Origin of the sequence: Paenibacillus sp. FSL L8-0641, from assembly GCF_038006265.1 — a bacterium.
Classification (GTDB): domain Bacteria; phylum Bacillota; class Bacilli; order Paenibacillales; family Paenibacillaceae; genus Paenibacillus; species Paenibacillus polymyxa_D.
Map to the genome: position 1 here is coordinate 2,989,675 of NZ_JBBOUW010000001.1, position 23,262 is coordinate 3,012,936.

21 protein-coding genes are annotated in these 23,262 nt (G+C 45.9%); 6 read left to right on the top strand and 15 right to left on the bottom strand.

Annotated features, from left to right (window positions below; genetic code table 11):
* Positions 1-33: 33 nt before the first annotated feature.
* From MKY16_RS13275 to MKY16_RS13290, 4 genes are all read left to right on the top strand, one after another.
* Entirely contained in the window at positions 34-597 is a 564-nt protein-coding gene (locus tag MKY16_RS13275; protein ID WP_029518130.1) for a beta-class carbonic anhydrase, read from the top strand.
* 250 nt (positions 598-847) lie between these two features.
* Complete coding sequence (locus MKY16_RS13280; protein ID WP_013310597.1) at positions 848-1,420, top strand: PadR family transcriptional regulator; 573 nt, start codon at positions 848-850, stop codon at positions 1,418-1,420.
* Positions 1,421-1,574: 154 nt separating this feature from the next.
* A complete protein-coding gene (locus MKY16_RS13285) occupies positions 1,575-2,030 on the top strand; it encodes a hypothetical protein (RefSeq protein ID WP_069010626.1) in 456 nt (151 codons plus the stop codon).
* A 3-nt stretch (positions 2,031-2,033) separates the two neighbouring features.
* Positions 2,034-2,312 carry a YxcD family protein gene (locus MKY16_RS13290; RefSeq protein ID WP_013310599.1) on the top strand — a complete coding sequence of 93 codons (279 nt, stop codon included), beginning with the start codon at positions 2,034-2,036 and terminating at the stop codon, positions 2,310-2,312.
* Between the two features lie 144 nt (positions 2,313-2,456).
* On the opposite strand, the gene MKY16_RS13295 is transcribed toward MKY16_RS13290, so the two are convergent.
* The 10 genes from MKY16_RS13295 to MKY16_RS13340 form a co-directional block, all read right to left on the bottom strand.
* A complete protein-coding gene (locus MKY16_RS13295) occupies positions 2,457-3,371 on the bottom strand; it encodes an STM4011 family radical SAM protein (RefSeq protein WP_340955690.1) in 915 nt (304 codons plus the stop codon).
* Complete coding sequence (locus tag MKY16_RS13300) at positions 3,368-4,786, bottom strand: STM4012 family radical SAM protein (protein ID WP_340932418.1); 1,419 nt, start codon at positions 4,784-4,786, stop codon at positions 3,368-3,370. The genes MKY16_RS13295 and MKY16_RS13300 overlap by 4 nt, the downstream gene beginning before the upstream one ends.
* Before the next feature lie 69 nt (positions 4,787-4,855).
* Positions 4,856-5,638, bottom strand: a complete 783-nt coding sequence (locus tag MKY16_RS13305) for an STM4013/SEN3800 family hydrolase (protein WP_340955692.1) — start codon at positions 5,636-5,638, stop codon at positions 4,856-4,858.
* Complete coding sequence (locus MKY16_RS13310) at positions 5,631-6,971, bottom strand: STM4014 family protein (protein WP_340885668.1); 1,341 nt, start codon at positions 6,969-6,971, stop codon at positions 5,631-5,633. The genes MKY16_RS13305 and MKY16_RS13310 overlap by 8 nt, the downstream gene beginning before the upstream one ends.
* Before the next feature lie 67 nt (positions 6,972-7,038).
* A complete protein-coding gene (locus tag MKY16_RS13315) occupies positions 7,039-7,881 on the bottom strand; it encodes an STM4015 family protein (protein WP_340885669.1) in 843 nt (280 codons plus the stop codon).
* 223 nt (positions 7,882-8,104) lie between these two features.
* Positions 8,105-9,571, bottom strand: a complete 1,467-nt coding sequence (locus MKY16_RS13320) for an efflux RND transporter periplasmic adaptor subunit (protein ID WP_039271208.1) — start codon at positions 9,569-9,571, stop codon at positions 8,105-8,107.
* A 68-nt stretch (positions 9,572-9,639) separates the two neighbouring features.
* Entirely contained in the window at positions 9,640-11,157 is a 1,518-nt protein-coding gene (locus MKY16_RS13325; RefSeq protein WP_061831583.1) for a DHA2 family efflux MFS transporter permease subunit, read from the bottom strand.
* Positions 11,158-11,172: 15 nt separating this feature from the next.
* The gene (locus MKY16_RS13330) at positions 11,173-11,826 is read right to left on the bottom strand and encodes an HlyD family secretion protein (RefSeq protein WP_069010635.1); all 654 of its coding nucleotides are present in this window, start codon (positions 11,824-11,826) and stop codon (positions 11,173-11,175) included.
* 357 nt (positions 11,827-12,183) lie between these two features.
* On the bottom strand, positions 12,184-12,996 hold the full coding sequence (locus tag MKY16_RS13335; RefSeq protein WP_069010637.1) for a hypothetical protein: 813 nt from the start codon (positions 12,994-12,996) through the stop codon (positions 12,184-12,186).
* A gap of 20 nt (positions 12,997-13,016) precedes the next feature.
* Entirely contained in the window at positions 13,017-13,475 is a 459-nt protein-coding gene (locus MKY16_RS13340) for a flavodoxin (RefSeq protein WP_039271202.1), read from the bottom strand.
* 496 nt (positions 13,476-13,971) lie between these two features.
* On the opposite strand from MKY16_RS13340, the gene MKY16_RS13345 reads away from it, so the two are divergent.
* Positions 13,972-14,835, top strand: coding sequence for a class I SAM-dependent methyltransferase (locus MKY16_RS13345; RefSeq protein ID WP_028540694.1), 864 nt, complete (start codon positions 13,972-13,974; stop codon positions 14,833-14,835).
* A gap of 9 nt (positions 14,836-14,844) precedes the next feature.
* On the top strand, positions 14,845-15,591 hold the full coding sequence (locus tag MKY16_RS13350; protein WP_318627196.1) for an RluA family pseudouridine synthase: 747 nt from the start codon (positions 14,845-14,847) through the stop codon (positions 15,589-15,591).
* A gap of 136 nt (positions 15,592-15,727) precedes the next feature.
* On the opposite strand, the gene MKY16_RS13355 is transcribed toward MKY16_RS13350, so the two are convergent.
* The 5 genes from MKY16_RS13355 to parE form a co-directional block, all read right to left on the bottom strand.
* Entirely contained in the window at positions 15,728-17,230 is a 1,503-nt protein-coding gene (locus MKY16_RS13355) for a DHA2 family efflux MFS transporter permease subunit (RefSeq protein ID WP_318627195.1), read from the bottom strand.
* A complete protein-coding gene (locus tag MKY16_RS13360) occupies positions 17,214-17,699 on the bottom strand; it encodes a MarR family winged helix-turn-helix transcriptional regulator (RefSeq protein WP_318627194.1) in 486 nt (161 codons plus the stop codon). Before MKY16_RS13360 ends, MKY16_RS13355 begins: the two co-directional genes overlap by 17 nt.
* Positions 17,700-17,964: 265 nt before the next feature.
* Positions 17,965-18,435 (bottom strand): MarR family winged helix-turn-helix transcriptional regulator, encoded by a 471-nt coding sequence (locus MKY16_RS13365; RefSeq protein WP_165146821.1) that lies wholly within the window; start codon positions 18,433-18,435, stop codon positions 17,965-17,967.
* A 276-nt stretch (positions 18,436-18,711) separates the two neighbouring features.
* Complete coding sequence (gene gyrA / locus MKY16_RS13370) at positions 18,712-21,174, bottom strand: DNA gyrase subunit A (protein ID WP_340955697.1); 2,463 nt, start codon at positions 21,172-21,174, stop codon at positions 18,712-18,714.
* 22 nt (positions 21,175-21,196) lie between these two features.
* Positions 21,197-23,176 (bottom strand): DNA topoisomerase IV subunit B, encoded by a 1,980-nt coding sequence (parE, locus tag MKY16_RS13375; RefSeq protein ID WP_340955700.1) that lies wholly within the window; start codon positions 23,174-23,176, stop codon positions 21,197-21,199.
* Positions 23,177-23,262: the final 86 nt, after the last annotated feature.

Below are 23,262 nucleotides of genomic sequence, written 5' to 3' on the forward strand. Positions count from 1 at the left end.
ATCAAACTTAAATAGAATCTGGAGGGAACAATCGTGAATCACATCAAAGAAATTTTAGAGTACAATCGTGTTTTCGTAGAAAACAAAGAATACGAGGCCTATAGAACGGGCAAGTTCCCCAATAAAAAAATGGTCATTATCACTTGTATGGATACACGGCTAACGGAGTTACTCCCGAAAGCCATGAACCTGCGCAACGGTGATGTGAAAATCATCAAAAATGCGGGTGCTATTATTTCACAGCCCTTTGGAAGTGTAATGCGCAGTGTGCTAGTCGCCCTGTATGAGCTGGGAGCAGACGAAGTCGTCGTTGTAGGTCATTATGAGTGCGGCATGGCTGCATTAAATGCAGACCACATGGTCAATGAAATGCTCGATCGCGGAATTTCTCAGGAAGTGCTGAATACATTAGAAAATTCAGGAATTAAGCTAAATAAATGGTTAAAAGGTTTTGACAACATTGAAGAAGGGGTAAGAACTACCGTGAAGCTTATTAAAAATCACCCGCTTCTCCCTCCTAATGCCCCCGTTCACGGCATGGTTATTCATCCAGATACAGGAGCGTTAACACTTCTCGTTGATGGAAATGAACAGTAAATAGGATACGCTTCGCAGAAGGTTACCAGGGTAGTTTAAGCTCGTACATACGAGCTTAAACTACCCTTTTTTATGAAAAAAAGCACATATACGTGGAGAATGACAAGAATCAATTTTGGCTAACCTGTGAACGACCTGACTGAAAGTTGTCAAACCATACAGTTTCAGTGTACACTTTTCATGAAGCTGCAGAATAGCTGCCGCAGTGCTGTTACAACCGTTACTATGATGGATGAAGGAGATAAGATCTATGAATTTACTATCGTATGGTCTGTTGGGGCTTCTCGCAAGAGAAGAATCCTCCGGCTATGATCTGATGTTGCGTATCCAGCCTTTTTGGCAGGCCAAGCACAGTCAGATCTATCCGCTACTGGCCCGTATGGAGAGCAAGGAACTGCTAGCCTCCCGTTGGATTCAGCAGTCCGACAAGCCTGATAAGAAAATGTATACCATTACCGACAAGGGAATCCATATGCTTCAGCAATGGTCCCAGGAAGCGTTAGCTGCTCCGGTTACACGGGATGAATTAAGTCTTCGACTGTTCTGTCTTTGGTTAACGGACAAAAGTAGTGCCAATCGTATGCTGGAGGAACGCAAACGTCATTTTATTCAGAAAATCCAGCATCTTGAGGATATCCTGAACGATATTCCCGCAGAGAATTTACATTTTGGCAGTAAGAACTTTGGTGACTATATTTTAGTACAAAAAGGACTTTTGAATGCTAAAGCAGGTCTGGAATGGTGCCAAATGGTTCTGCGTATGCTGCTTGCCGGTGATGTCAGTGCTGACACTAATCCGTTTTCACTTAAGCCGCAAAGCTGAATGTTTTAGCCAATCCATGCATAGGATTTATGGGACGTTATTATTTAATTTTTAAAAAATTAAAATTCTTTGAAACCCTTTTCCATGCCATTCGTATTACTGGTAAGCGGTTGTTTGACCTATAAACAAATTTACTAAGGGGGATTATATTTACATGAAAAAAACATTCACTTTGAAAAATATGATGATGCTGATGATGGCTTTTACCCTACTCATTGCTATGATCGCACCATCTACAGCTGACGCAAGGCGAGGCGGCGGGTTTAAATCCGGACCTAAATCATACCAATCTACACCAAGCAAGGCGAATGACAGCAATGGAATTAATAAGTCAGATAGCGGAGCCAAGTCAGGGGCAACTGCTGGTAATACAAGCAGAACCGGTGGATTCCTTGGCGGTGGCGGCGGATTTCTGAAAGGTATGATGCTGGGCGGTTTGGCAGGTATGCTCTTCGGCGGATTGTTCGGCAACATGGGCGCATTGGGCAGCTTGCTTGGCCTTGCCGTTAACGTTCTGGCCATTTACGTCCTGATCATGATCGGAGTAGGTATCTACCGTGCTATTAAAAATCGTCGCAGACCAGATGATTCCCGTGGAGGACGTTACTAAGCTATGATTTTGAGTATGGATGAGATTGTCAACGCTATTTGCTTGCATATGGCTGAACGTAAAGGTGTCCAGCCCACGGATGTGACAGTAGAACTAAGCTGGGAAGAGGATACAGGTTATTCAGCAGAAGTCCATGTACAGGGCCGCAGTCAATATCTGGTGGAAGCCAATATGATAGAAGCCATTCTGAGATACCTATATTCCGAATACAATATTCGTGCCTATCGCGAACAAATCAGATTGGATCTGGATGAAGAAATTACTGCTATTGTCCAAACTTGATTATTTCGCATAGAACAGTCGTATAGAGTTATTATAAAACAAATGAACCGACCTTTGCTTGATGGCAAGGGTCGGTTTTTTGTTGATCGTTTCTCTAATAGATCAAGGTGCTATAGTATTACATTTAGATGTGGACACCCCTTGTTATATGGATTCATTATCTCTATGAACAGCCTGTCTGCTAAATGATGGAACCGGAGATACCTGTACTTGCGGCACTCTTTCGAGTAAGCCACTACCGTACATTTCCTGAAATGGCTGCTCTTCCATATGAATATAGCCGATATAGCAGCCGCATTCTTCCATCCGGCACGGACGTTTGCCACTCAGACCCTCAAGACCATCCCTATATAAGTGTCCAAGTACCCGTCGATCCTGATAGCAGTGTTTTACTCTTCCGTCACCCTGGACATAAAATACATCTTCACCGGCGCGACATGCCCGTCCCTGACTGCTATAATCCTTTAAATTCCATTGAAAATAGGGGTCGATCGCAGTTAATTCAGTGACTTCAGCATCTGTATAATAATGGGGTCGATCCTTGTAGGCGTTGACCCACAAATAAACATCCCTTGGAAGTTGCGATCTTAAGGAACGAATAGCTGGGAAGGCTTGTCTTAACCCGACGGTACCGACACTATAGGAAATACCAAGTTCATATAGCTTCATAGCCTGCGATATAAAAACTTGCTCTTTCGTCTCTCCAGGGTGATATGTAGCCCACAGCGCAGCAGTCTCCGGGTTCAGTTCTTTCGTCCAATCCAGCTTCGTCGAGAGATTCGTCTGTACCGCCACTTTTTCCACATGCGCCATGTGGGAAAACTCAATCATGGTCTTGCGATACCAGGAATGAATCAAGGCTTCTCCATACGGATTAAAAAAAATAGAGAGACGATGCCCCAAAACGCCCTGTTCACGTACCCAATCAGCAAAACGTTCCAACTGGGCCCTATCCTTGTTCAACGTTTCCCGACTATCAACGTTTTTACTGAACGGGCAGTAAGGGCAAGCATAGTTACACGAGGTCAACGAACCACGATAATATAAGGTCGCTCTCATGCGCCTACATATCCTTCCATGCGCTCACGTACTGATGTGGAGATCATCCAGTCCCCAATCGCATCGGAATAGGCCATTCCTTCCTCTGTAAGTCGCAGCGTACCCTCCTCGACGACAGCCATACCGGATTCCAACAGCAACGACATTCCTGTAAAATCGTCCGACAGGGATACACCGAAGCGCTCTGCATAGGCCGATAGCTCCAAACCTTCCCGATGAAGAAGCGCTTTTAAGATAAAGCGTCGCTTACTCTCATCCACATTTAAAATAAAGCCGTAGTCAGCCAGATCATGACGCTCCGCAGCAACATAATCTGCGATAATGCTACGGGTAGCTGCTGCACTAACCCCATAACGGCTGGCATAGTGGACATTGCGTGTATAGGAGCGTGCACCACACCCCAGACCAGCCATACCTTCCTCCTGGCAACTGTAGGGCAAAAGCTCTTTGCTGGATATACCATCATTTTTTGCAAAACGGCGCATGGAGTATTGTACATATCCTGCTTGTTTGAGCCGTTCGCGCGCCACTTCATACAAGCTAAGGCGAATATCATGATCCAGCCCGGTATAGCCTGGCTTTAAAATCGTATTTTCTCGAATATATAACGGATAAAGAAATATTTCTCCTGGCGAGTAAGACAGGGCTTCCTCTAAAGAATACAGCCAGGTTTCCACCGTTTGACCAGGCAAGCCATAGATCAGATCTACGTTCAGCAAAGGAAAGTTGTATTCCACCAGCCGCTCAAGTGCTTCTCTAACAAGTTTGGGCTTCTGAGGTCGGTATATGGCGGCACTTTCTGATTCCACAAAGCTCTGAATTCCCATACTGACACGATCTGTCCCGCGGCGCTTGAGCACCTCCAACCTGTCCTCAGTCACAGTATCGGGAGAGGTCTCCACCGAAATAGAAGCTCGCTTAGGGTCCAGTCCCATAATATTTTCCGCAATGTCAAACAAGCGCTCCACCAAAGGAGCCTCCAATAAGGTCGGTGTACCGCCGCCGATCGCAAAACGTGAAAAAGGTCGACGCCCCATAATGGGTGCCCATTGCTTGGCTTGTCTTTCTAGTGCATCCACATACTCCTTATGTACATCCAGACGCTTGTCCGGCAAAGTGAACAGGTTACAAAATCCACAGCGAGCCGCGCAAAATGGAATATGCATATACAAAAAATAGCTTTCTAACTCCTCCTTCTCCCACAACTCCTGTAATGAGAGTGGTGTATCAAACGGACGATAGGCCGTTTTATGCGGGTAAGAGTACAGATAGGAGCGGTAAGGAGCTTCACGGATTGTGCTTGCCCATTCAGCAGGAGTTTCAGGCCACTGAAACCTAGACGGTGCTAAGTTTGTGTCTATCTCCGGGGCTGGCGCATCCGCTGGATGCGAGTGATTCAGATTTATGGCTTTCATTTCTGCTCCTTCCTCACGCTGGATTGATTTCTTGATATTTTACCAGTGCAATCTATACTTCTATTTGCTCTATAAAATAAATTCGCGGTAAGGCACATTCCAGACTACCTCATGCGCCAGACGATGTCCTTCATAGCCGTCTTCCCCATAAGCTGTACCATGATCGGAAAAAACCATGCAAAACGTCTTGCCCCGATTTCGCAAAGCATCAAACAAACGTCCAAGTTCACCATCCACATACCGCAAGGCTGCCCGTTGAGACTCCACTGAATCTTTGGCTGCGCCCTTCACAAAATAATGATTAGGCCCATGGATCGCTGATACATTCAGAAATAAAAACAAGCGCTGTGACGGGTCTGCATTTTCCAACAGTTTCAGAGCATGATTCACCTGATTCTCCGTCGAACGGGGGTTGGTAACACCAAAGTTCATACGCCAGTAGCTTTCTTGGAAATATCCAGGCAGCACCTTGGCAAGCTTATTTTTCTTTGTGAAAAAAATAACGCCGCCGATACAGATGGTCCGATAACCTTCACCCTCTAGCCCGGATACAATATCCGGGGCATCGAACAGCCACGTATGTGGATGCGTACGCAATCCCGTATCCTTGGTGTGGAACAGACGGATATGTGAAGTCTTATCTGTATTCGCTGGAGTCGGCAAAAATCCGGCAAAAAAAGCATGATGTGCAGCATAGGTAAAGCTACCCGGTGTATGGCGCTTTTCCCACGACCCGGAGCCGCACAAATTCGGACAGTTCTCTTCTTCCAGCTTTGCTACGTCATAACGCAGAGTATCAAGCGTAATCATGACAATATCATGAGAGCCGACAATTTGATTCATATCAGTCATATCTGTCTTTCCTTTCCGTACCCACGCTCCTATTAGCGAGGTGCAGCATTTCCCATTCATACGGGTTCCAACCCTGATGTTCAACCCGGTACAGCAAATCACCGAACGGATTAACATCTAACACATAGGGACGACCCCCATGAGCCGGAACCAGTACATCCAGTCCAGCAACCATGGACGCCGGAAAAACACTCATAGCGGCTTTCGCAGTAAGCTGGACCGATTCCACCGTATTCTGTGGTAATCCGGCTTCCTTCAGCGAGAGCCGCTCATTACGCAAATGCAAATTCGTAATAGGGCTGTGGCTCAAACGTAAAACCGCATGGCAAGCTTCTGATCCGCACACGAGTTGGCGCACATCATAAACACGCCCGTTCAAGGTCGCTTTGGGAATCCAGCGCTCTACATGTACCCCTTCCAGACAAAGCCAGTTAAGGATAGCATGAATGTCTTGCTTATCCGTATAACGACGCAATCGTCCGGCATTATAATACACGCGCTGTCCGTGTATGATTTCCGTTCCAATCGTGGTCACCGCCAGTTCTGCGTGTGTATGGGGGTGTACCTGATAGGCCATGACACCAGAAGCACCGGACCCACAAAATATTTTCACAAATACGCGGTGAAACCCGCTCTCCTTCATTGCCGTGTGCAGATCGACAACATCACGAAATGCACCACCTGAAGATGCAAGCACTGGTGGAACCCTTATATCTGCCTTGCCTAAATCGGCGCTACAACGCCGTTTGTCGAACATCACGGCAACTTCCGCCGGGTCGTTCATCCAGTGTGACGAGGGCCAGAGCAGAGCCACTTCATCTCGTAGCCAGGCCAGCAGACGGCAATAGCCCCGGAACCATTGTGCCGGGTGCCAAATACGACCGTGCTGCTCCTGCAGACATCGCGCTTCTGCCGCCGATATACCTGTGCCTTGTGTCCATTCCGGACATGGCAACAGAGAATCGTCTCCCTCAGCATCCGGAGCGCCCAAAGCAATCAACTCTCGCTCTACCTCAAAGCTTTCGCCCGGTGCATCCAGGCGAAGCAGCGGGCCACTGTCCATCTGCCCCGCCAGTAACTGATCAATGCTCTCTTGCACAAAGGAACTGCCATTCACGCTATCTTGCGTAGCTCGTGCAGCTATTCGCAACATCAGCTCGCTCAGACCTTGTTTCTGCCGAATAGCTTCCAGCACATTCTTATAGGAAACCTCCAGAGCGGGCGGAAGCATTAATCTGCTTCTCGCCTCCTGCAGCCCAGTAGTTCGACGATTTCCCGGATTACCGAACAAGATAAACGGCTCGCTGACATTACAGTCTGACATCCTAACCATAGAGCCGCCTCACTTTAGATCAATTTAATTTTGAAAACAGTCCGTTTTAGAAATCCATTTGTACAAATTACTCAGTCAGTGATGGATAGCGCCAATCATCTTCCTCATCCGCTTCTTGTTGATCTTCCACGTTCACAGATAGACCTGAGTTTTTCCAACGTTGCATCATTTCACTAGACATATAATGATAGCTCAAATCCAGATGCTTCAGCCCTTTTATACTTTCACTAGCCAGTAGTGCTTCTGCACCTTTATCAGACAACGTACCTTGTGAGAGATCCAGCACTTCCAATTGTCCAATCACAGGGGCATTAGCTGCTGCAATTGCAATTTCATCCTGTATTTCACTATCTTTGAGTCCCAAGTATGTAAGTTTGGGAAAAGGATTGCTGTCTAAAAACGGCAAAACATCTTTCAGGCTACCGTCAAAGCCATAGTTCTCGACACCCAAATACAGTTCCAACTTGCGCAGTTCAGGCAGTTCAGCATTACGTATTTGCTCAAGAACGCTCACAGGCAGACCACCACAGATAATAACCAATTCTTGAAGATGGTTATGACGAAGCGGCTCCAAGCTCAGGTCCTGGCTACCTTTGATATGAAAGGACTCCAATGCTGGAAACGCTTCTAACAATGGGGACAGATTCGTCTGGTTAATCCAGGAAACCTCACACTCATCGTATTCCATATCACCAATAAACAGTTTGCGTATCTTAGGGAATTGATCTTTGAGTTTCACTAACACTGGGATAAAATCCTCTGGTGAACTTTCATAGGCGCCGCCCCAATCTCCAATGATGAGATCTGTAACTTGCGCGCTCTCCGGCTTGGCTGCCAGTTCCTCAATAGATTTAGCCATCGTTTGGCCATTCTCATAAGCTTCATAATCCACTACCAATTTCACTTCCATCTTACAATTCCTCCGATCGCTTGTCTGAGATCTCGTAAACTATCTATTTCCAATTTAGTCTATCCTATTCTACCAATGTTCGTCAAAAATAGTCCCATATCGACATTAATCCTATGTAAAATTTGCTGAATGAAATAAAAACAAGACAGCCCGCTAAGCAGGCTGTCTTTGCATATTCATAATAAACTTCTACTATAATATAGTACGTAAGTTTAGAGCCTAATTATTGGCTAATTGTAATCGGTGAGTTATCGGACAGCAATGCCAGATTATTCACGATCACATTCTCCTCATTGCTCAAGCCACTGGTAACGAGTGTTTGTGAACCTGCCGTCTGAACAGTCTTCACTTCCTTACGTTTCGCATGGTCTCCGTTTACAACATATACATATTCTTTACCTTGATCCTTTTGAACTGCCGCAGTAGGAACCACAATTCCTTCTTGTGCATTGGCAGCGACAAAGCTGATATCAGCCAACATGCCGGATTTCAGTTTCGTGTCTGGATTCGCTACTGAGATTTTTACAGGATAGCCTTTTCCACTTGCATCCAACGGGCTTACATTTTTAACTGTACCTGTTGTTACAATGTTGGAAGCTGCAACACGAACCTGTACCTTGTCACCTGCTTTTACATTGTTGATCTGCTCCGCTGGAACATAGATCAATGTATTGACCGTACTCAGATTAGCGATGACCAGCGCAGGAGACTGAGCGGATACCATTTCGCCCACTTCTGCATTTTTCGTGCCCACAATACCATTGATCGGTGATGTAACAACGGTGTCATCCAATGCATCCTGAGCAATGTTCACATTCAGCTGAGCCTGCTTAAGAGATTGTTGGCTGGACTCGATAACCGCAGTATTTTGAGATACTTTGAGCTGATTTTGTGCATTACTGTAACCGCTATTTGCATTACTGTAGCTATTTTTTGCTGAATCATAGCTGTTGCGAGCTGTAGTTAGAGCCTTCTGCGCAGCTACCAGCTGATCTTGCGCGTTAGCCTGCGCATTTTGTGCATTATTGTAAGCCGCTTCCGCATTCACGACTGCTGTTTTGGCTTGTTCTAATTGAGCTTGGGTGCTCGCACCTGCATCAAATAGACTTTGTGTACGTGTTACATTCTTCTGTGCATCTGCCAAAGCTTGCTGCGTTTGTTTCACCGTATTGGCTGCCGAGGAGACACCATGTGTTGCTTGTTCTACGGCTGTAGTGGCTTGATTAATAGCTCCCTGTGCCTGATTGATTGCACTTTGGGATTGAATCACGCCACTCTTGGACTGCACTAAGCCCGAGTTTGCCTGAACCATCGTAGATTCGTGGGATGCTTGAGCGGTGCTTACTCCGGCTGCTGCCGCAGCTGCTGCGGCGCGGGCTTTCGCAACATTATTCCGCATGTCCTTATCATCAAGCTTGAACAGTACTTGACCCTTTTTAACCTCGGAGCCAATATCCACAGGCAGTTCAACCACTTTACCGCCCACTTTAGGCACGATGTTCACCGTCTCCGATGGTGTAACCGTTCCTGTATAAATATTCCCCTGTCCGATAATTCCCTGCTGTGCTTGGCTGATTTTAACCGGAACGACCATATCCTGAGCCGCCCCGCTATTACTGGAGCAGCCTGCCAGCACTGCGCCGCCGAGCACTAAAGCCGCTAATGTACTTTCTACTCTCAATATTTTCATGATAATTCCCTTTCTTTCTGTCCGTGGAAATAATGTAAGTCATCCAGTCGTATTTTATAGTTCCTTGATTAAGCTTCCGGCTGTGTCTTTGCTTTCTTCCTCTGAATAAACAAAAAGATTAGTGGAATCGTGCAAAACAGCGGTATGGATGAAATGAGGAACGTATCCCCAATCCCTCTTGATGTGGCATCTAGTGTGATTAAACTACTTATGGATGACATCCATGAGCTGCCCAATGTCGCTTGTAGCGTATGAGCCGAGTCTGGTGTAATGGACTCCGAAATTTGCTGGGCATGAGCAGCCGAACGGCTTTGCATAATGGCGGTTAGCACTGCAATCGCCATAGATGCAGCTACAGTACGTACCAGATTGGATGCTGTAGATGCATTGGCTACCTTGCTCGGATGAACGGCATTCATACCGACCGTGGATAATGGCATCATGCAAATACCAATTCCCAGACCCCGTAATGCCATTACGGTTTCCAACCAGGCATGCGAAGTATCTGGCGTAAGCTGGTGAAGATGATAGGTCATAAAGCTGGTTAGCGTCAGGCCCACAAGCCCCAAAGGCACAATTCCGAACTTATCGAACAGCTTCCCGGCAATGGGCATCATAGCCGCCATGGCAATGGCCTGTGGAATGAGGATAATACCAGTATCAATCGGTGACACACGCTGGATATTTTGCAAAAACAACGGTGTTAGGAACGTTCCTCCGTACATCCCCATCATGACCAGACTAGAGGCAATAACACTAATCGTATACTTTGAATTCTTGAATAATGAGATTTCAATTACAGCATTATCCTTGCCGCTTTCTACATAGATCAGAAAAACAAGTGCCCAGAAAGCAATAAACAGCAGGGATACAATTCCAAAAGAAGTCCAGCCATCACGCTGGCCGTTGGTCAATGCGTACAAGAGTGTTCCGGCACAAGTTGCGGCCAGCAAAAAGCCCGGTAGATCAAACGGCTTCGGCTCTACTTTAGGCGGCTCTTTGATTAGAAGAATAACCATTAAAATTGCAAATAAAGCAACCGGCACACTGACAATAAACAAGAACCGCCAGTTAAACCACTCAATCAAATATCCGCTAAGCGTAGGCCCTACAGCCGGCGCTGCCATTGCGGCGATCCCCCATATACCAAGGGACATACCGATTTGTTCACGCGGCATAATTTTGTAAATAATCGTCATACTCAGCGGCATAATAACACCACCGCCCAGACCAGCCAGCACCCGTGCTGCGATCAGGGAAGAATCACTCCATGCAAAAATACATATTCCCGTTCCCAGCGAAAATACGCTGAGCGCTAGAATCAAAAACTTTTTGTATCCGAGGCGCTGCTCCATATATCCGGTAATCGGTACGATTACACCAGATGCAAGCGTGTAACCTGTAATAACCCACTGAATACGTGTCGTCGTAGATCCTAAATCCGTCGTCAATCTAGGAATGGCGACATTGATCAGACTGTTGTTCAGAATGGCGACAAAGGCGCCTAAAACGATAGCGAAAAAGGCAAGCCAGCGTTCTTTGGAAGAATCTGTCGAAGGAGCAGCAGCAATATCATTGGCAGCCACATGGACCCCTCCTTTTTAAGGTGTATGAATTTTTACTTCCACGTTCGTTCCAGGAATAAGCTTCAGATCCTTCGGCTTGTTCACAGCAATCTCTACAGGCACACGCTGAGTCACCTTGTTAAAATTACCACTTGTGTTTACTGCAGGAACGAGTGAGAACACGGCGTTGGAGGCTTCGCCTACTTTACGAACTTTACCCTGAATCACCTGGTCCCCTGCTGCATCAAGCGTAATGTCAACAAGCTGTCCTGGTTTAATGCGGTTAATGTCATTTTCTTCAATATTCGTGGATACATACAAGCTGTTCATATCCACCATAGTTGCAACAGCACTACCCGGCGATCCGATTTCATGCTCTTTCGAATAAATCTTAATGACAGTTCCATTGATCGGCGCGCGCAGTACGGACTTGCTGATCATGCTCGCATCCAGCCCCGATACATCCTGCTCGGCAATCGGTTCATTACGCTGAACAACATCTCCTTCTTCCACATCAATGTGGCTTATTTCTCCGGAGATTTGCGGCATTACCTTATATTGATCGGCTTGAATGCGCGCATCGTCACTTTTAACAAAGTGTGTTGCTTGATACCAATAATAGTAGCCAATAGCTCCACCGCTCAGAACGAGCAGTACAATGAGGATTGGCAATACAGTTTTCTTACTCACTTCTTCCACCCCTGTTGTCCAAAAAATTTTTATTATTCAACGCTAATATTTTAAAATTGAAATATTAGGCCATTAAACCAAATGGAGAACGTAAATAAACACATGGCAACGTGCCATGCAAAAGACAGGACTTATTTTATGTACATAGGACAATCTGATCCATGGTCCACAAACCGTCTTTTATATTTAAATATTTTCATATAACTATTGTACATTGAAATATTATAGATATATTTATCTATTCAGGCAACATAAATTTTCAGTTTTTTCATAATTTTTTTTCATAAAAAAGAACCTTGTTTCCAAGGCTCTTTCACGAAAAGGGATAGTTTACAATTAAAGGGTTACACAATAATGTTAAGAGAAAGGCGTAGGTACAGCTGACCGTTGTTTGCAGTTTTTCGCCTCCTGTCCTTCCTTCGTGTTCTTATTCATTCTATTCCCTTGAGAAGCTTGCTTTTCCATGCAACCCCCGCAACGACAGCGTTCTGACGTCCCATGTACATCATCTTTGGAATCCCTCAATAGCCTCACATAATCCAGAGATTGCTGTAAAGAAGCAGGCCCCGGAATGAAGCGGACCTTCTTGCCTTCCAGCAGACAGTATACCTCAATAAGCTGAGGAAGGGCCCCAAATGCGTAATAACAAAATACATTTGTCATATGTTGGAATGTACTAATAACGTTAGGATTATAGTCAACGATGTACTTTTGAATGAGCAGGGAATCTGTTTCTGCTGATAGTTGCCAAGCAGCCTGAACAATAAGCGAAATATTGATCTCTAACTCAGGCACAGACGTACAAAATTGTTCATACAGCATCACAGGCACCATCAAGTCATTATTTAAGCCACAAATTTTTGACAACTCACCTGACACTTTATTTTTGACATCCCAATAATGGAACAAAGATTCAAAGCTGTCTGACTGCTTGGGCCACCATTTCTCCAGCACATACTGGACAGGGACTTCCCGCCGTACCTTTACTTCCATTCCAAAGTATTCGTTGAGCGCATGCCCTACTGCATATTGAACCCGTTGCCGCCAATTCCAGCCCTCACGCCCTCTTTTCCTCTGTGATTGACGGATTGGCTGTGGAGTTCTCCACATCTCCTCCAGCTGATAGTCGTGCAGAAGAGGAAAGCCGCTTAAGCTATCGCTATTGCGCATACCTATCCCTCACTCTCTTCTCAGGACACTTCAATACCAGCCTGTGCAAATTGTCTTCCGTAAGCTCGGCAATTCTCCTTATCATCATCCAATGGATTGAATTCAATCTTCAGACTCTCTTGAATGACCGATGCGCCGCGTTCTTTGACTTTTTCCTCTACCAAGTCCACTGCACCACAGAATTGCGTATAGGATGTATCTCCACTACCAAATACTGCCGTCTTTTTACCAGACAGATCAAGTTCGTCTAGTTCCTCGTAAAAATCCAAAAATTCATCAGGAAGCTCACCATCTCCCCATGTATATACACCCAGCAGGAACCCGTCATATGCGAGCAGTTCTTGCGCGCTGCAATCATACGAAGCCTTCAACTCAGCCTCATGTCCTGCCTGACGGACGCCCTCGGCGATCAATTCCGCAATTTCCTCTGTATTACCGGTCAAACTGGCATAAGTAATCATAATTTTACCCAAGTTCATCCCTCACCTTTATTTGAAATATGGGATGCTTTCACTCCCTGTTACTCAAATAATATTTGATAATGATTCTCATTGTCAAATGTTAATTTCAAAAACTAGGTTTAATCTTGGGGAAATATACGCAAAACAGCCGCATGACATGCGGCTGCTGGCTGAAAACCTATGGATAAGCAAATTAATTAGAGGCCTGTTTAATGAAGTAGAATTTCAGCTGTGTTGATAAAAAAATATTATGTACGTACAATTCATCCCATTTTCATTATTATAATAAAAAACGGATGGTTATACGTACAAGTGGGATTGGCTTCATTTTAATATGGAAGCGCTATAATTACAAGTACATCCGAGAAAAAATATTTTAGACCAAGTGACTACTTACTTATTTATGTAATCATTCGATTGTTGCTGTGGTTTGTTGTACAATAGACTCCATATGGGGATTTCTGTGCAGCTTGCTGCCTGAATCCTGAATTGACTGCTGAAGGATGGATTGTACATGTATGTAGCACAAGAATGGAAAGACTACGAAGTAATGGATACAGGCGGTGGTGAAAAACTGGAACGTTGGGGTGATATTGTCCTTCGTCGTCCCGATCCGCAAATCATATGGCCTTTGGCCCAGGAAACAGCTGAATGGCGTAATGTTCATGGGCATTATCACCGCAGTTCCTCCGGTGGCGGCAACTGGGATATGAAAAAACCTATCCCCGAGCGCTGGACCATTAGCTATGGACCGCTTAAATTCCACATTAAACCCACCAGCTTCAAGCATACTGGTCTTTTTCCGGAGCAAGCAGCAAACTGGAGCTGGATGATGGATAAAATCAAAGGCGCAGGCAGACCGATTTCCGTACTGAACCTGTTTGCATACACGGGAGGAGCCACTACTGCTGCTGCGTATGCAGGAGCCAGTGTAGTTCATGTGGATGCGGCCAAAGGCATGGTACAGTGGGCAAAGGAAAACGTTCAATTGTCCGGTCTGGCTGACCGTCCGGTACGCTTCATTACGGATGACGTATTCAAGTTCGTGCAACGGGAACAACGTCGGGGCAACCGTTATGATGCCATTATTATGGACCCTCCTTCTTACGGACGCGGACCGAACGGTGAAACTTGGAAGCTTGAAGAAAGCTTATACCCGTTTCTTGAATCCTGCATGAGCATCATTTCGGATCAACCGCTGTTCATGCTGATTAACTCCTATACTACAGGTATTTCGCCTACTGTATTGCGCAACATGCTGAGCATGACAATGCAACAAAAATACGGCGGCCAAATTAGCGCTGGTGAAATCGGATTGCCGATCACACGCTCGGGATTGAATTTGCCTTGTGGTATTCTCGGACGCTGGGAGGCTTAAATTCCTCTTATGACTCAAAATGAACTTACTCGGCATGAACATGCACAGTCGAACATCCCTGTCCTATATGAGGACAATCATGTTTTGGCGGTTGTAAAGCCTGTCAATGTTCCAACGCAAGAGGATGCCAGTGGTGATCCTGATCTGTTGTCTTTACTCAAGGAAGATTTAAAAATTAGACACAATAAGCCTGGTAACGTTTTTTTGGGTTTAGTTCACAGACTGGATCGGCCTGTAGGTGGAGCCATGATTTTTGCTAAGACGTCCAAAGCTGCTTCTCGCCTGTCAGAGTCGGTTCGAAGTCGTCATTTTCACAAACTGTATACAGCCGTTCTGAATGGCGTTCCTACGGCCCCGCAAGGCCGTCTGACCCATTACCTGCTAAAGGATAGTCGAACCAACACGGTTCAAACGGTTCGGCCTGGCACGGCTGGTGCGAAGGAAGCCATTTTGGAGTATCGCGTAATCGGACAAGCAGATGGACTCAGTCTCGTGCAGATTAAGTTGCACACCGGACGCTCACACCAAATTCGTGTGCAAATGCAGGCGATCGGCTGTCCCCTCTACGGTGACCAAAAATATGGGGGTCATCTGAGTCGGCCCGGTCAACAGCTGGCGCTTTGGTCCTTACTCGCTGGAGCACCGCATCCGGTTAGCAAGGACGATATGAGATTTCACTCGTTACCTCCTGTCCAATTTCCATGGGATGAATGGCCCAGGTCGCTTTACGAGAACATGATTACGACTGAAATTTGAACCGAAAAGCCCTGCTCCATCTGGATATCTACATCCTCAATCCCCATTTGCACAAAGAACCTGCAATGCATGTTTGTTCACATGCGTTACAGGTTCCTTTTTGTAGAAAATTAAATTAATGCGTAATCTTATCCTTTTATGACGAGGAAGCCACGGACTGCCCCTTCTTGCTGCTTACCAGCTGTTGATGGGGATGGGCGTTTTTTGCATTCGTATTTTTGATAAAAAACGCTAAAATCAGAGCGGCCACACTCAACACTGTTGCAATGATAAAAGCCGAGTTAATCCCATAAATTGTAGCTTGATTGCCTGCAGCCAGCATCCCTGCTTTATCCGTCACGGTTAGTCCCTCAGATGTAATAATCGATGTCAAACGGTTGCTGCTTTGTGTAGACATCACTGTCACCAGAATTGCCGTCCCAATCGAGCCGGAAATCATACGCAGCGTGTTACTCATCGCCGTACCATGTGCATTCAATCGTTGTGGAAGCTGATTCAACCCGGCCGTTTGGATCGGCATCATCAGCAACGACATCCCGAACATCCGCACCGTATAATTAATTAACAGTGTCATATAGGTGGTTGTTTCGGTCAACCGTGTAAATTCCCAAGTCGTTATAGCCATAATCAGCAAACCAATTACAGACAACCAGCGTGCTCCAATTCGGTCAAAAATAGCCCCCGTTACAGGAGACATGAGCCCCATTAGAATCGCTCCTGGTAACATCAGCATACCGGACTGGAGCGGTGTAAAACCCCGAATATTTTGCAAATAAATCGGAAGCAATATCATACCGGCGTACAAAGCCATCGTCACAATCACATTAATGATTGTCGTCAAGCTGTACACATCGTATTTAAAGATACGGAACTCCAGCATAGGCTCATCTGCCTTCAATTGGCGAACAATAAACAAAATAAGCGCAATTGTCCCAACGATAAGCGTAGACAGGACCGGAATACTTCCCCAACCTGATGTTCCTGCATCACTAAAGCCGTATAACAGTCCACCGAAACCGAGCGTAGACAAAATGATGCCGGGAATGTCCAGCTTTGGCTTGGACTGCTCCGTTACATTTTTTAGAAAAATAAATCCGATCACAATCGAAATTACTGAAATCGGCAGGATGATCCAGAACAATACCCGCCAGTCATAATGCTGTACTATATAACCGGATAAGGTTGGCCCAATGGCTGGAGCAAAACCCATAGCAATCCCCAGGGTTCCCATCGCCCGGCCACGACGCTCTATTGGGTAGATGTTCAAGATAACGACCATCATTAAGGGCATCATGATACCTGCCCCCGCGGCCTGAATAAGCCGACCGATCAGCAATATGCTGAAGCTCGGTGCTATAGCACATAACAGCGTGCCGATTGAAAAAATAGTCATCGCACTAATAAACAATTTACGAGTGGAGAAACGGGCAATCAAGAACGCGGTCACCGGGATTAATACCCCATTCACGAGCATAAAGCCCGTGCTAAGCCACTGAGCTATATTGGCATCTATATTCAGATCACTCATCATTTTCGGTAAAGCCACACTGATCAACGTCTGATTTAATATCGCTACTATCGCACCAATCAACAGAGCGGCCACAATGGGTGCTCTGCGTACATTACCTGGTAGTGTCATTTGAGGACTGCTCAAGTTGATTCATTCCCTTCGGTGTTAATTTCATAATCATTTGTTTATGGATATCCAGGACCATCTCTAGATGCTCCTTCGGAATGTCCAGAATGGGCAAGACGCGCTCCATCCACATGTCGTCTACTTTTTGCATGATATCTTTCCCTTCCGGCGTAAGCGTCAGCACTAAGGATCTACGGTCATGCTCATGCCGTCCGCGAGCAATATATCCTGCCTTGGTCAAGCGGTCAACCACCCCACTCATAGAGCTGCTTCCCACATGCGCTATGTCTGCCAACTCGGATAACCCGATGTCGGGGCGTTTATTCAGAATGGCCAAAGCCATATGCTGAATGGCCGTCAGATCCAAATGCTGCTCCTCATTCCAGAAGGCATAAAATATCGTTTTGTTAATCTCCCTTACCGATTGAATAATCCGGTACACCTCAAGTCTGTCTTCCTCTCTGTCACTCACTGAAACCATCCTTCTTTCTAATCCCCAATTCACAATCCATATACATAAACTAGCAACTATTTGCATGCGAAATGTTATTTATTTATAACTATTATTTTATCATCTCTTATGTAAATGTCAACATTCACCCAAATACCACCTATACTTCAACACAAAAAAGGCGCGGTATGAATACCACGATAGGTATTTACATCCGCGCACTCCTACTTACCTTAAAATGATAACCTGCTGCGTACAGCTACTTTTCATGTAGCCACCATTCTAGTTATTCTGCTCGCTCTATTGGTTCCTTTACTCCCTCATTCTCACTTGCCGATACTGAAGTCTTCGCCTTCGTTGTAATTTTCCCCAACAAATAAACCAGCAAATTTTGATTGTGCTGAGAAATTCGGTTTAGTGCAGAACCCAGAAAATCATCCCGTATTCGTATTCCACGCTCTACTTCTTCTCTCCCTTGATCCGAAATGACAATCCATACAATTCTACGGTCCTTTACATCTCTGAAACGGGTGACCAGTCGATTCCGCTCCATCCGATCCAGCAGCATCGTAACCGCGGCTGGTGTGGTGGCGAGATATGGAATTAGTTGAGACGGTTTCATACGGCCGTATTCGTTCAAAACCTCCAGCACCGTAAGTTGAGCTTCGGTTAATGATGGAGCCAGCTGCTGCTCCATATGAACCTTATAATCCTTAGCCATTCTGGACCAGATTTTCGCAAATTCGGTCGTTTGCATTTTGCCTCACTCCTTTAAATAACAGGGTCAGTAAAAGCATCAAAGTTACCGTATGGGCCACCGTCCGGATTGTATTTCATCACATTAAATTTTCGCCATTTAGCCCCGGTTTCCTGCCGTTTTTGAAGCATCAAATGAAAAGGGGAAGGAAGTCTCACCTGGGTTTTGAAGGCTGGTCAGAGTTCGACACCATGACGGCAAAAAGGTCCTCATTCGTGCCGGAATGGCACGAGAGGACCTCTCTTTTTCGAGCTAATAAGCGCTTGACTTTTCCTATTATTCTATAGACTGAGAAGCTTGCGGCTCACTACGCAGCAGCACATTCACAATTTCGTCCTTCTTCTCCACTGGAGCCAGCAGCTTGCCTGTATCCTTTCGGTCGGTCAAAGGAGCCTTTTCCGAAAGGAAGGACATCGTTTGTCCTTCTGCTGTGATTGCAAATAATTGAACAGCTTCACGGCAATAGAAGGCAGCCACGATTCGATTTCCATTCGAACGTACTCGTTTGCCTTCCTTGAACTCAAAGGTGGTGATACCTTTGCCGCCTCTTCCCTGTGTAGGATAGTCCAACAGAAGCGTACGCTTACCATAACCGGACTCGGTCAGCACCAACACTTCTCCTTCATCCTCTTCTACCCATAACGCCGCGATAATTTCATCGCCCTCCGCTAGCTGTATACCTTTGACACCAGCCGAGACGCGGCCCATCGCATTAACCTCTTGCTCCTTGAAGCGTATACTCATACCCGCGCGGGTAATCAGCATAATATCCCGGGTACCCTCGCTTAACGTTACCGATAATACCTCATCGTCCCCTGCTACTTTGCAGGCGGCTACGGCACTAGAACGTTTTGTAGCATATTCTTTCAATTCTGTACGCTTTACTTGGCCCTTCTTGGTTACAAATACCAGGCTTTTGCCGATTTCCTCAATGTTTTTGAGCGGAATAACACTTACGATACGATCTTCCTTCGATAACGGAATGACGTTGACAATTGGAGTGCCCGGCTCTTTCCACTTATACTCTGGCACCTGATGTACAGGCAATAAAAAGTATTGTCCGCGCTGAGTGAAGATGAGCAATACATCCAGCGTATTCACATCAAGTAATTGGGTAACGTAATCCCCTTCTTTAACACCGGAACTTGAACGTTCCCCGCCTGAACGAGTGAATGACAACATACTTGTACGTTTCACATAGCCATCTTTCGAGAGTGTCAGCAACACATCCTCTGCTCCTACCATGACTTCCAGGTTTACCTTAATCTCTTCTACCTCGCCCTGGATATCTGAACGACGGTCAATGCCGTACTTTTCGCGAATTTCCAACAGTTCCTTGCGAATCAGGCTGATCAGCTTACGGTCACTTTCCAGAATAGAACGATATTGCGCGATTTTTTTCTGGATGTCACCCAGTTCTTTTTCAAGCGTGGTGATTTCCAGATTGGTGAGACGGTACAACTGCAAAGTCAAAATAGAATCAGCCTGACGTTCGCTAAAACCAAACATCCATTGCAAATTATTTTGCGCGTCCTGGCGATTTTTGGAAGCTTTAATGGCTGCGATGACCTCATCCAGAATGTTCAGTGCTTTGACCAAACCTTCTAGCACATGGGCACGATCCTCTGCCTTTTCCAGTTCATACTGGATACGGTGAGTGACAACTTCGCGTTGATGGGCGATATACGCTTCCAAAATGGACTTCAGTCCAAGCTGATGTGGCGCCTTGTTCACAATGGCTACCATGTTGAAGTTATATGCCACCTGTAGGTCGGTTTTTTTTAGCAAATAAGCTAAAATTCCTTCTGCATCGGCTTCCTTCTTCAGCTCCACAACGATGCGCAAACCATTTCGTCCACTCTCGTCACGAACCTCGGCAATTCCTTCCACTTTTTTCTCCAAACGGATATTTTCCATGGCGGTTACGAGCCTTGATTTGACTATCTGGTATGGGATTTCGGTAATGACCAGCTGCTGCTTACCTCCGCGCAAGGACTGAATTTCCGTTTTGGAACGAATATAAATGCGTCCTTTTCCCGTACGGTAAGCGTCCTTGATGCCTTCGCCACCCATAATGAGTCCACCAGTCGGGAAATCAGGACCTTTAATAAAGGTCATAATCTCTTCCAACTCAATCTCCGGCTTTTCCATCACAGCAATGCTGGCATCAATAACTTCGCGTAAACTATGCGTAGGGATCTCTGTCGCAAATCCCGCCGAGATCCCACTGGAACCGTTCACCAATAAATTTGGATAACGAGACGGCAACACAACAGGCTCTTTGGCCGAGTTATCAAAATTGTCCTTGAACAAAACCGTACGCTTTTCAATATCGCGTAGCATTTCCATTGCGATCGGAGACAAGCGAGCCTCCGTGTAACGCATAGCTGCTGCCGGGTCATCATCCTGAGAACCCCAGTTACCGTGACCGTCCACCAGCACGTGACTCATTTTCCAGGGTTGTGCCATCCGTACCATGCCGTCGTAAATCGACGAGTCACCGTGGGGGTGGTAATTACCCATAACGTCCCCAACAGTTTTGGCCGATTTACGATATGCTTTATCCGGCGTATTGCCCGAATCGTACATTGCATAAAGAATACGACGTTGTACGGGTTTTAATCCGTCCCTTACATCGGGTATCGCCCGATCCTGAATAATATATTTGGAATATCGGCCAAAGCGGTCACCGACCACTTCCTCCAGAAAAGCTGGCAAAAACTGCTCCGATAAGCTCATGTATACACCTCATTTGATAGCACTACTCTACGTATTCCGTGAAATCTACGTTTTCCACGATCCAGCGTTTTCGAGGATCCACCTTATCACCCATCAAAGTGGACACCCTACGTTCAGCCTTGGCTGCATCCTCTATCTGAACGCGTAACAAGGTGCGTGAATCGGGATTCATCGTTGTTTCCCATAACTGATCAGGGTTCATTTCCCCAAGTCCTTTATAGCGCTGAAGCTCAAAATTCCGTCCAAATTCTTTCAAATAATTATCAAGCTGCTCGTCAGTCCAAGCATAACGCACCGTTTCGAGCTTACCCGACTTTCGAGTTATTTTATACAATGGCGGTTGAGCAATAAATATGCGTCCTGCATCAATAAGCTCTTTCATATACCGATAAAAGAACGTCAACAACAGCACTTGAATGTGCGCACCATCTGTATCTGCATCGGTCATAATGATGATTTTGGAATAATTGCTGTCTTCCAGCGAAAACTCTGTTCCTACCCCCGCACCAATAGCTGCTGTAATAGCACGGTACTCATCATTCTTCATAATATCCGCCAGTTTGGATTTTTCCGGATTCATCGGCTTACCCTTTAGCGGTAAGATGGCCTGAATTTTGGAATCCCGTCCCTGCTTGGCTGATCCTCCAGCCGAATCGCCTTCCACAATAAACAACTCATTACGTGTAAAATCCTTGGACTGCGCAGGCGACAGTTTACCATTCAAATTGGAACTTTCACTGCGCTTTTTGCCAGAACGCATTTCATCCCGAGCTTTACGTGCAGCTTCACGCGCTCTGGATGCTTGAACTGCCTTCTTGATCAAAGTTTGTGCTATCTGCGGATTTTCTTCCAAAAAACGCTGCATCTGCTCAGATACGATGGCATCCACTGTACTCCGTGCCGAAGCGCTACCCAGTTGATCCTTTGTCTGGCCGACAAATTCAACCTCAGCCATCTTGACACTGATTACAGCCATCATGCCCTCACGTAGATCGTTGCCCTCCAAGTTTTTATCCTTTTCTTTCAACATCACCGTTTTGCGCGCATAGTCGTTCATGACACGAGTGTAAGCGGTTTTGAATCCCGTTTCATGCGTACCTCCGCCACGTGTCGGAATGGAGTTAACGAACGAAGCAATCGTCTCTGTATAACCCGCATTGTACTGGATGGCAATCTCTACTTCAATGTCTTCTTTCTCGGCATTAAAGTGAATAACGTCATGCAGCACATCCTTGCCCTCATTCAGAAAAGCAACAAACTGACTTGCTCCACCCTCATAAAAATACTCATCTGACTTTCCGCTGCGTTCGTCTTTAAGTTGAATACGAAGGCCCGAATTTAGAAAAGCAATCTCCTGAAGGCGTTCAGCCAACGTATCGTAGTTAAAATGAATGCCTGCCTGAAATACACGAATATCCGGTTTAAATGTAATTTTCGAGCCCGTCTTGTTAGTATTGCCCAGCACTTCAAGGCCTGTGGTCGGTTCCCCGACATGCTCCACGCCCTTCTTGTCCTGCCAATATTCAAACCGCTGACGGTGAATCTTACCGTCTCGGTAAATTTCTACTTCAAGCCATTCCGAAAGAGCGTTCGTTACAGACGCACCTACACCGTGCAGACCCCCGGACTTTTTATATCCCGAACCGCCAAACTTACCTCCGGCGTGCAAAATGGTGAATACAACCTGAGGCGTAGGAATTCCCGTTTTGTGCATTCCCGTAGGAATACCGCGCCCGTTGTCTGATACCGTAATGGAACTGTCCTTATGCATTGTAATATCAATGCGAGAGCAAAACTTGGCGAGATGTTCATCCACCGCGTTGTCTACAATTTCCCATACCAAATGATGCAGCCCCGAAGAACTGGTGCTCCCGATGTACATGCCCGGCCGTTTGCGAACTGCCACAAGCCCTTCGAGCACTTGAATGTCGTCCGCGCCATATTCTGAAGCTCCGCTTTGTGTGCCGGACACTCCCGCAGACAAGTCGATTTTGTCGACCATTCATGCTCCCCCTTTGTCTAATCGTAACCGTGTTTTGCCTTATTCTTGATGATTTTCACCAAAAATGCAAACAGATGTTTTCTTTT

Excerpts from the sequence above, each read along its gene's own strand:
- MKY16_RS13280 (WP_013310597.1), top strand. The coding sequence starts at position 848 with ATGAATTTACTATCGTATGGTCTGTTGGGGCTTCTCGCAAGAGAAGAA.
- MKY16_RS13285 (WP_069010626.1), top strand. The coding sequence starts at position 1,575 with ATGAAAAAAACATTCACTTTGAAAAATATGATGATGCTGATGATGGCT.
- MKY16_RS13290 (WP_013310599.1), top strand. The coding sequence starts at position 2,034 with ATGATTTTGAGTATGGATGAGATTGTCAACGCTATTTGCTTGCATATG.
- MKY16_RS13295 (WP_340955690.1), bottom strand. The coding sequence starts at position 3,371 with ATGAGAGCGACCTTATATTATCGTGGTTCGTTGACCTCGTGTAACTAT.
- MKY16_RS13300 (WP_340932418.1), bottom strand. The coding sequence starts at position 4,786 with ATGAAAGCCATAAATCTGAATCACTCGCATCCAGCGGATGCGCCAGCC.
- MKY16_RS13305 (WP_340955692.1), bottom strand. The coding sequence starts at position 5,638 with ATGACTGATATGAATCAAATTGTCGGCTCTCATGATATTGTCATGATT.
- MKY16_RS13310 (WP_340885668.1), bottom strand. The coding sequence starts at position 6,971 with ATGGTTAGGATGTCAGACTGTAATGTCAGCGAGCCGTTTATCTTGTTC.
- MKY16_RS13315 (WP_340885669.1), bottom strand. The coding sequence starts at position 7,881 with ATGGAAGTGAAATTGGTAGTGGATTATGAAGCTTATGAGAATGGCCAA.
- MKY16_RS13320 (WP_039271208.1), bottom strand. The coding sequence starts at position 9,571 with ATGAAAATATTGAGAGTAGAAAGTACATTAGCGGCTTTAGTGCTCGGC.
- MKY16_RS13335 (WP_069010637.1), bottom strand. The coding sequence starts at position 12,996 with ATGCGCAATAGCGATAGCTTAAGCGGCTTTCCTCTTCTGCACGACTAT.
- MKY16_RS13340 (WP_039271202.1), bottom strand. The coding sequence starts at position 13,475 with ATGAACTTGGGTAAAATTATGATTACTTATGCCAGTTTGACCGGTAAT.
- MKY16_RS13345 (WP_028540694.1), top strand. The coding sequence starts at position 13,972 with ATGTATGTAGCACAAGAATGGAAAGACTACGAAGTAATGGATACAGGC.
- MKY16_RS13350 (WP_318627196.1), top strand. The coding sequence starts at position 14,845 with ATGACTCAAAATGAACTTACTCGGCATGAACATGCACAGTCGAACATC.
- MKY16_RS13355 (WP_318627195.1), bottom strand. The coding sequence starts at position 17,230 with ATGACACTACCAGGTAATGTACGCAGAGCACCCATTGTGGCCGCTCTG.
- MKY16_RS13365 (WP_165146821.1), bottom strand. The coding sequence starts at position 18,435 with ATGCAAACGACCGAATTTGCGAAAATCTGGTCCAGAATGGCTAAGGAT.
- gyrA (WP_340955697.1), bottom strand. The coding sequence starts at position 21,174 with ATGAGCTTATCGGAGCAGTTTTTGCCAGCTTTTCTGGAGGAAGTGGTC.
- parE (WP_340955700.1), bottom strand. The coding sequence starts at position 23,176 with ATGGTCGACAAAATCGACTTGTCTGCGGGAGTGTCCGGCACACAAAGC.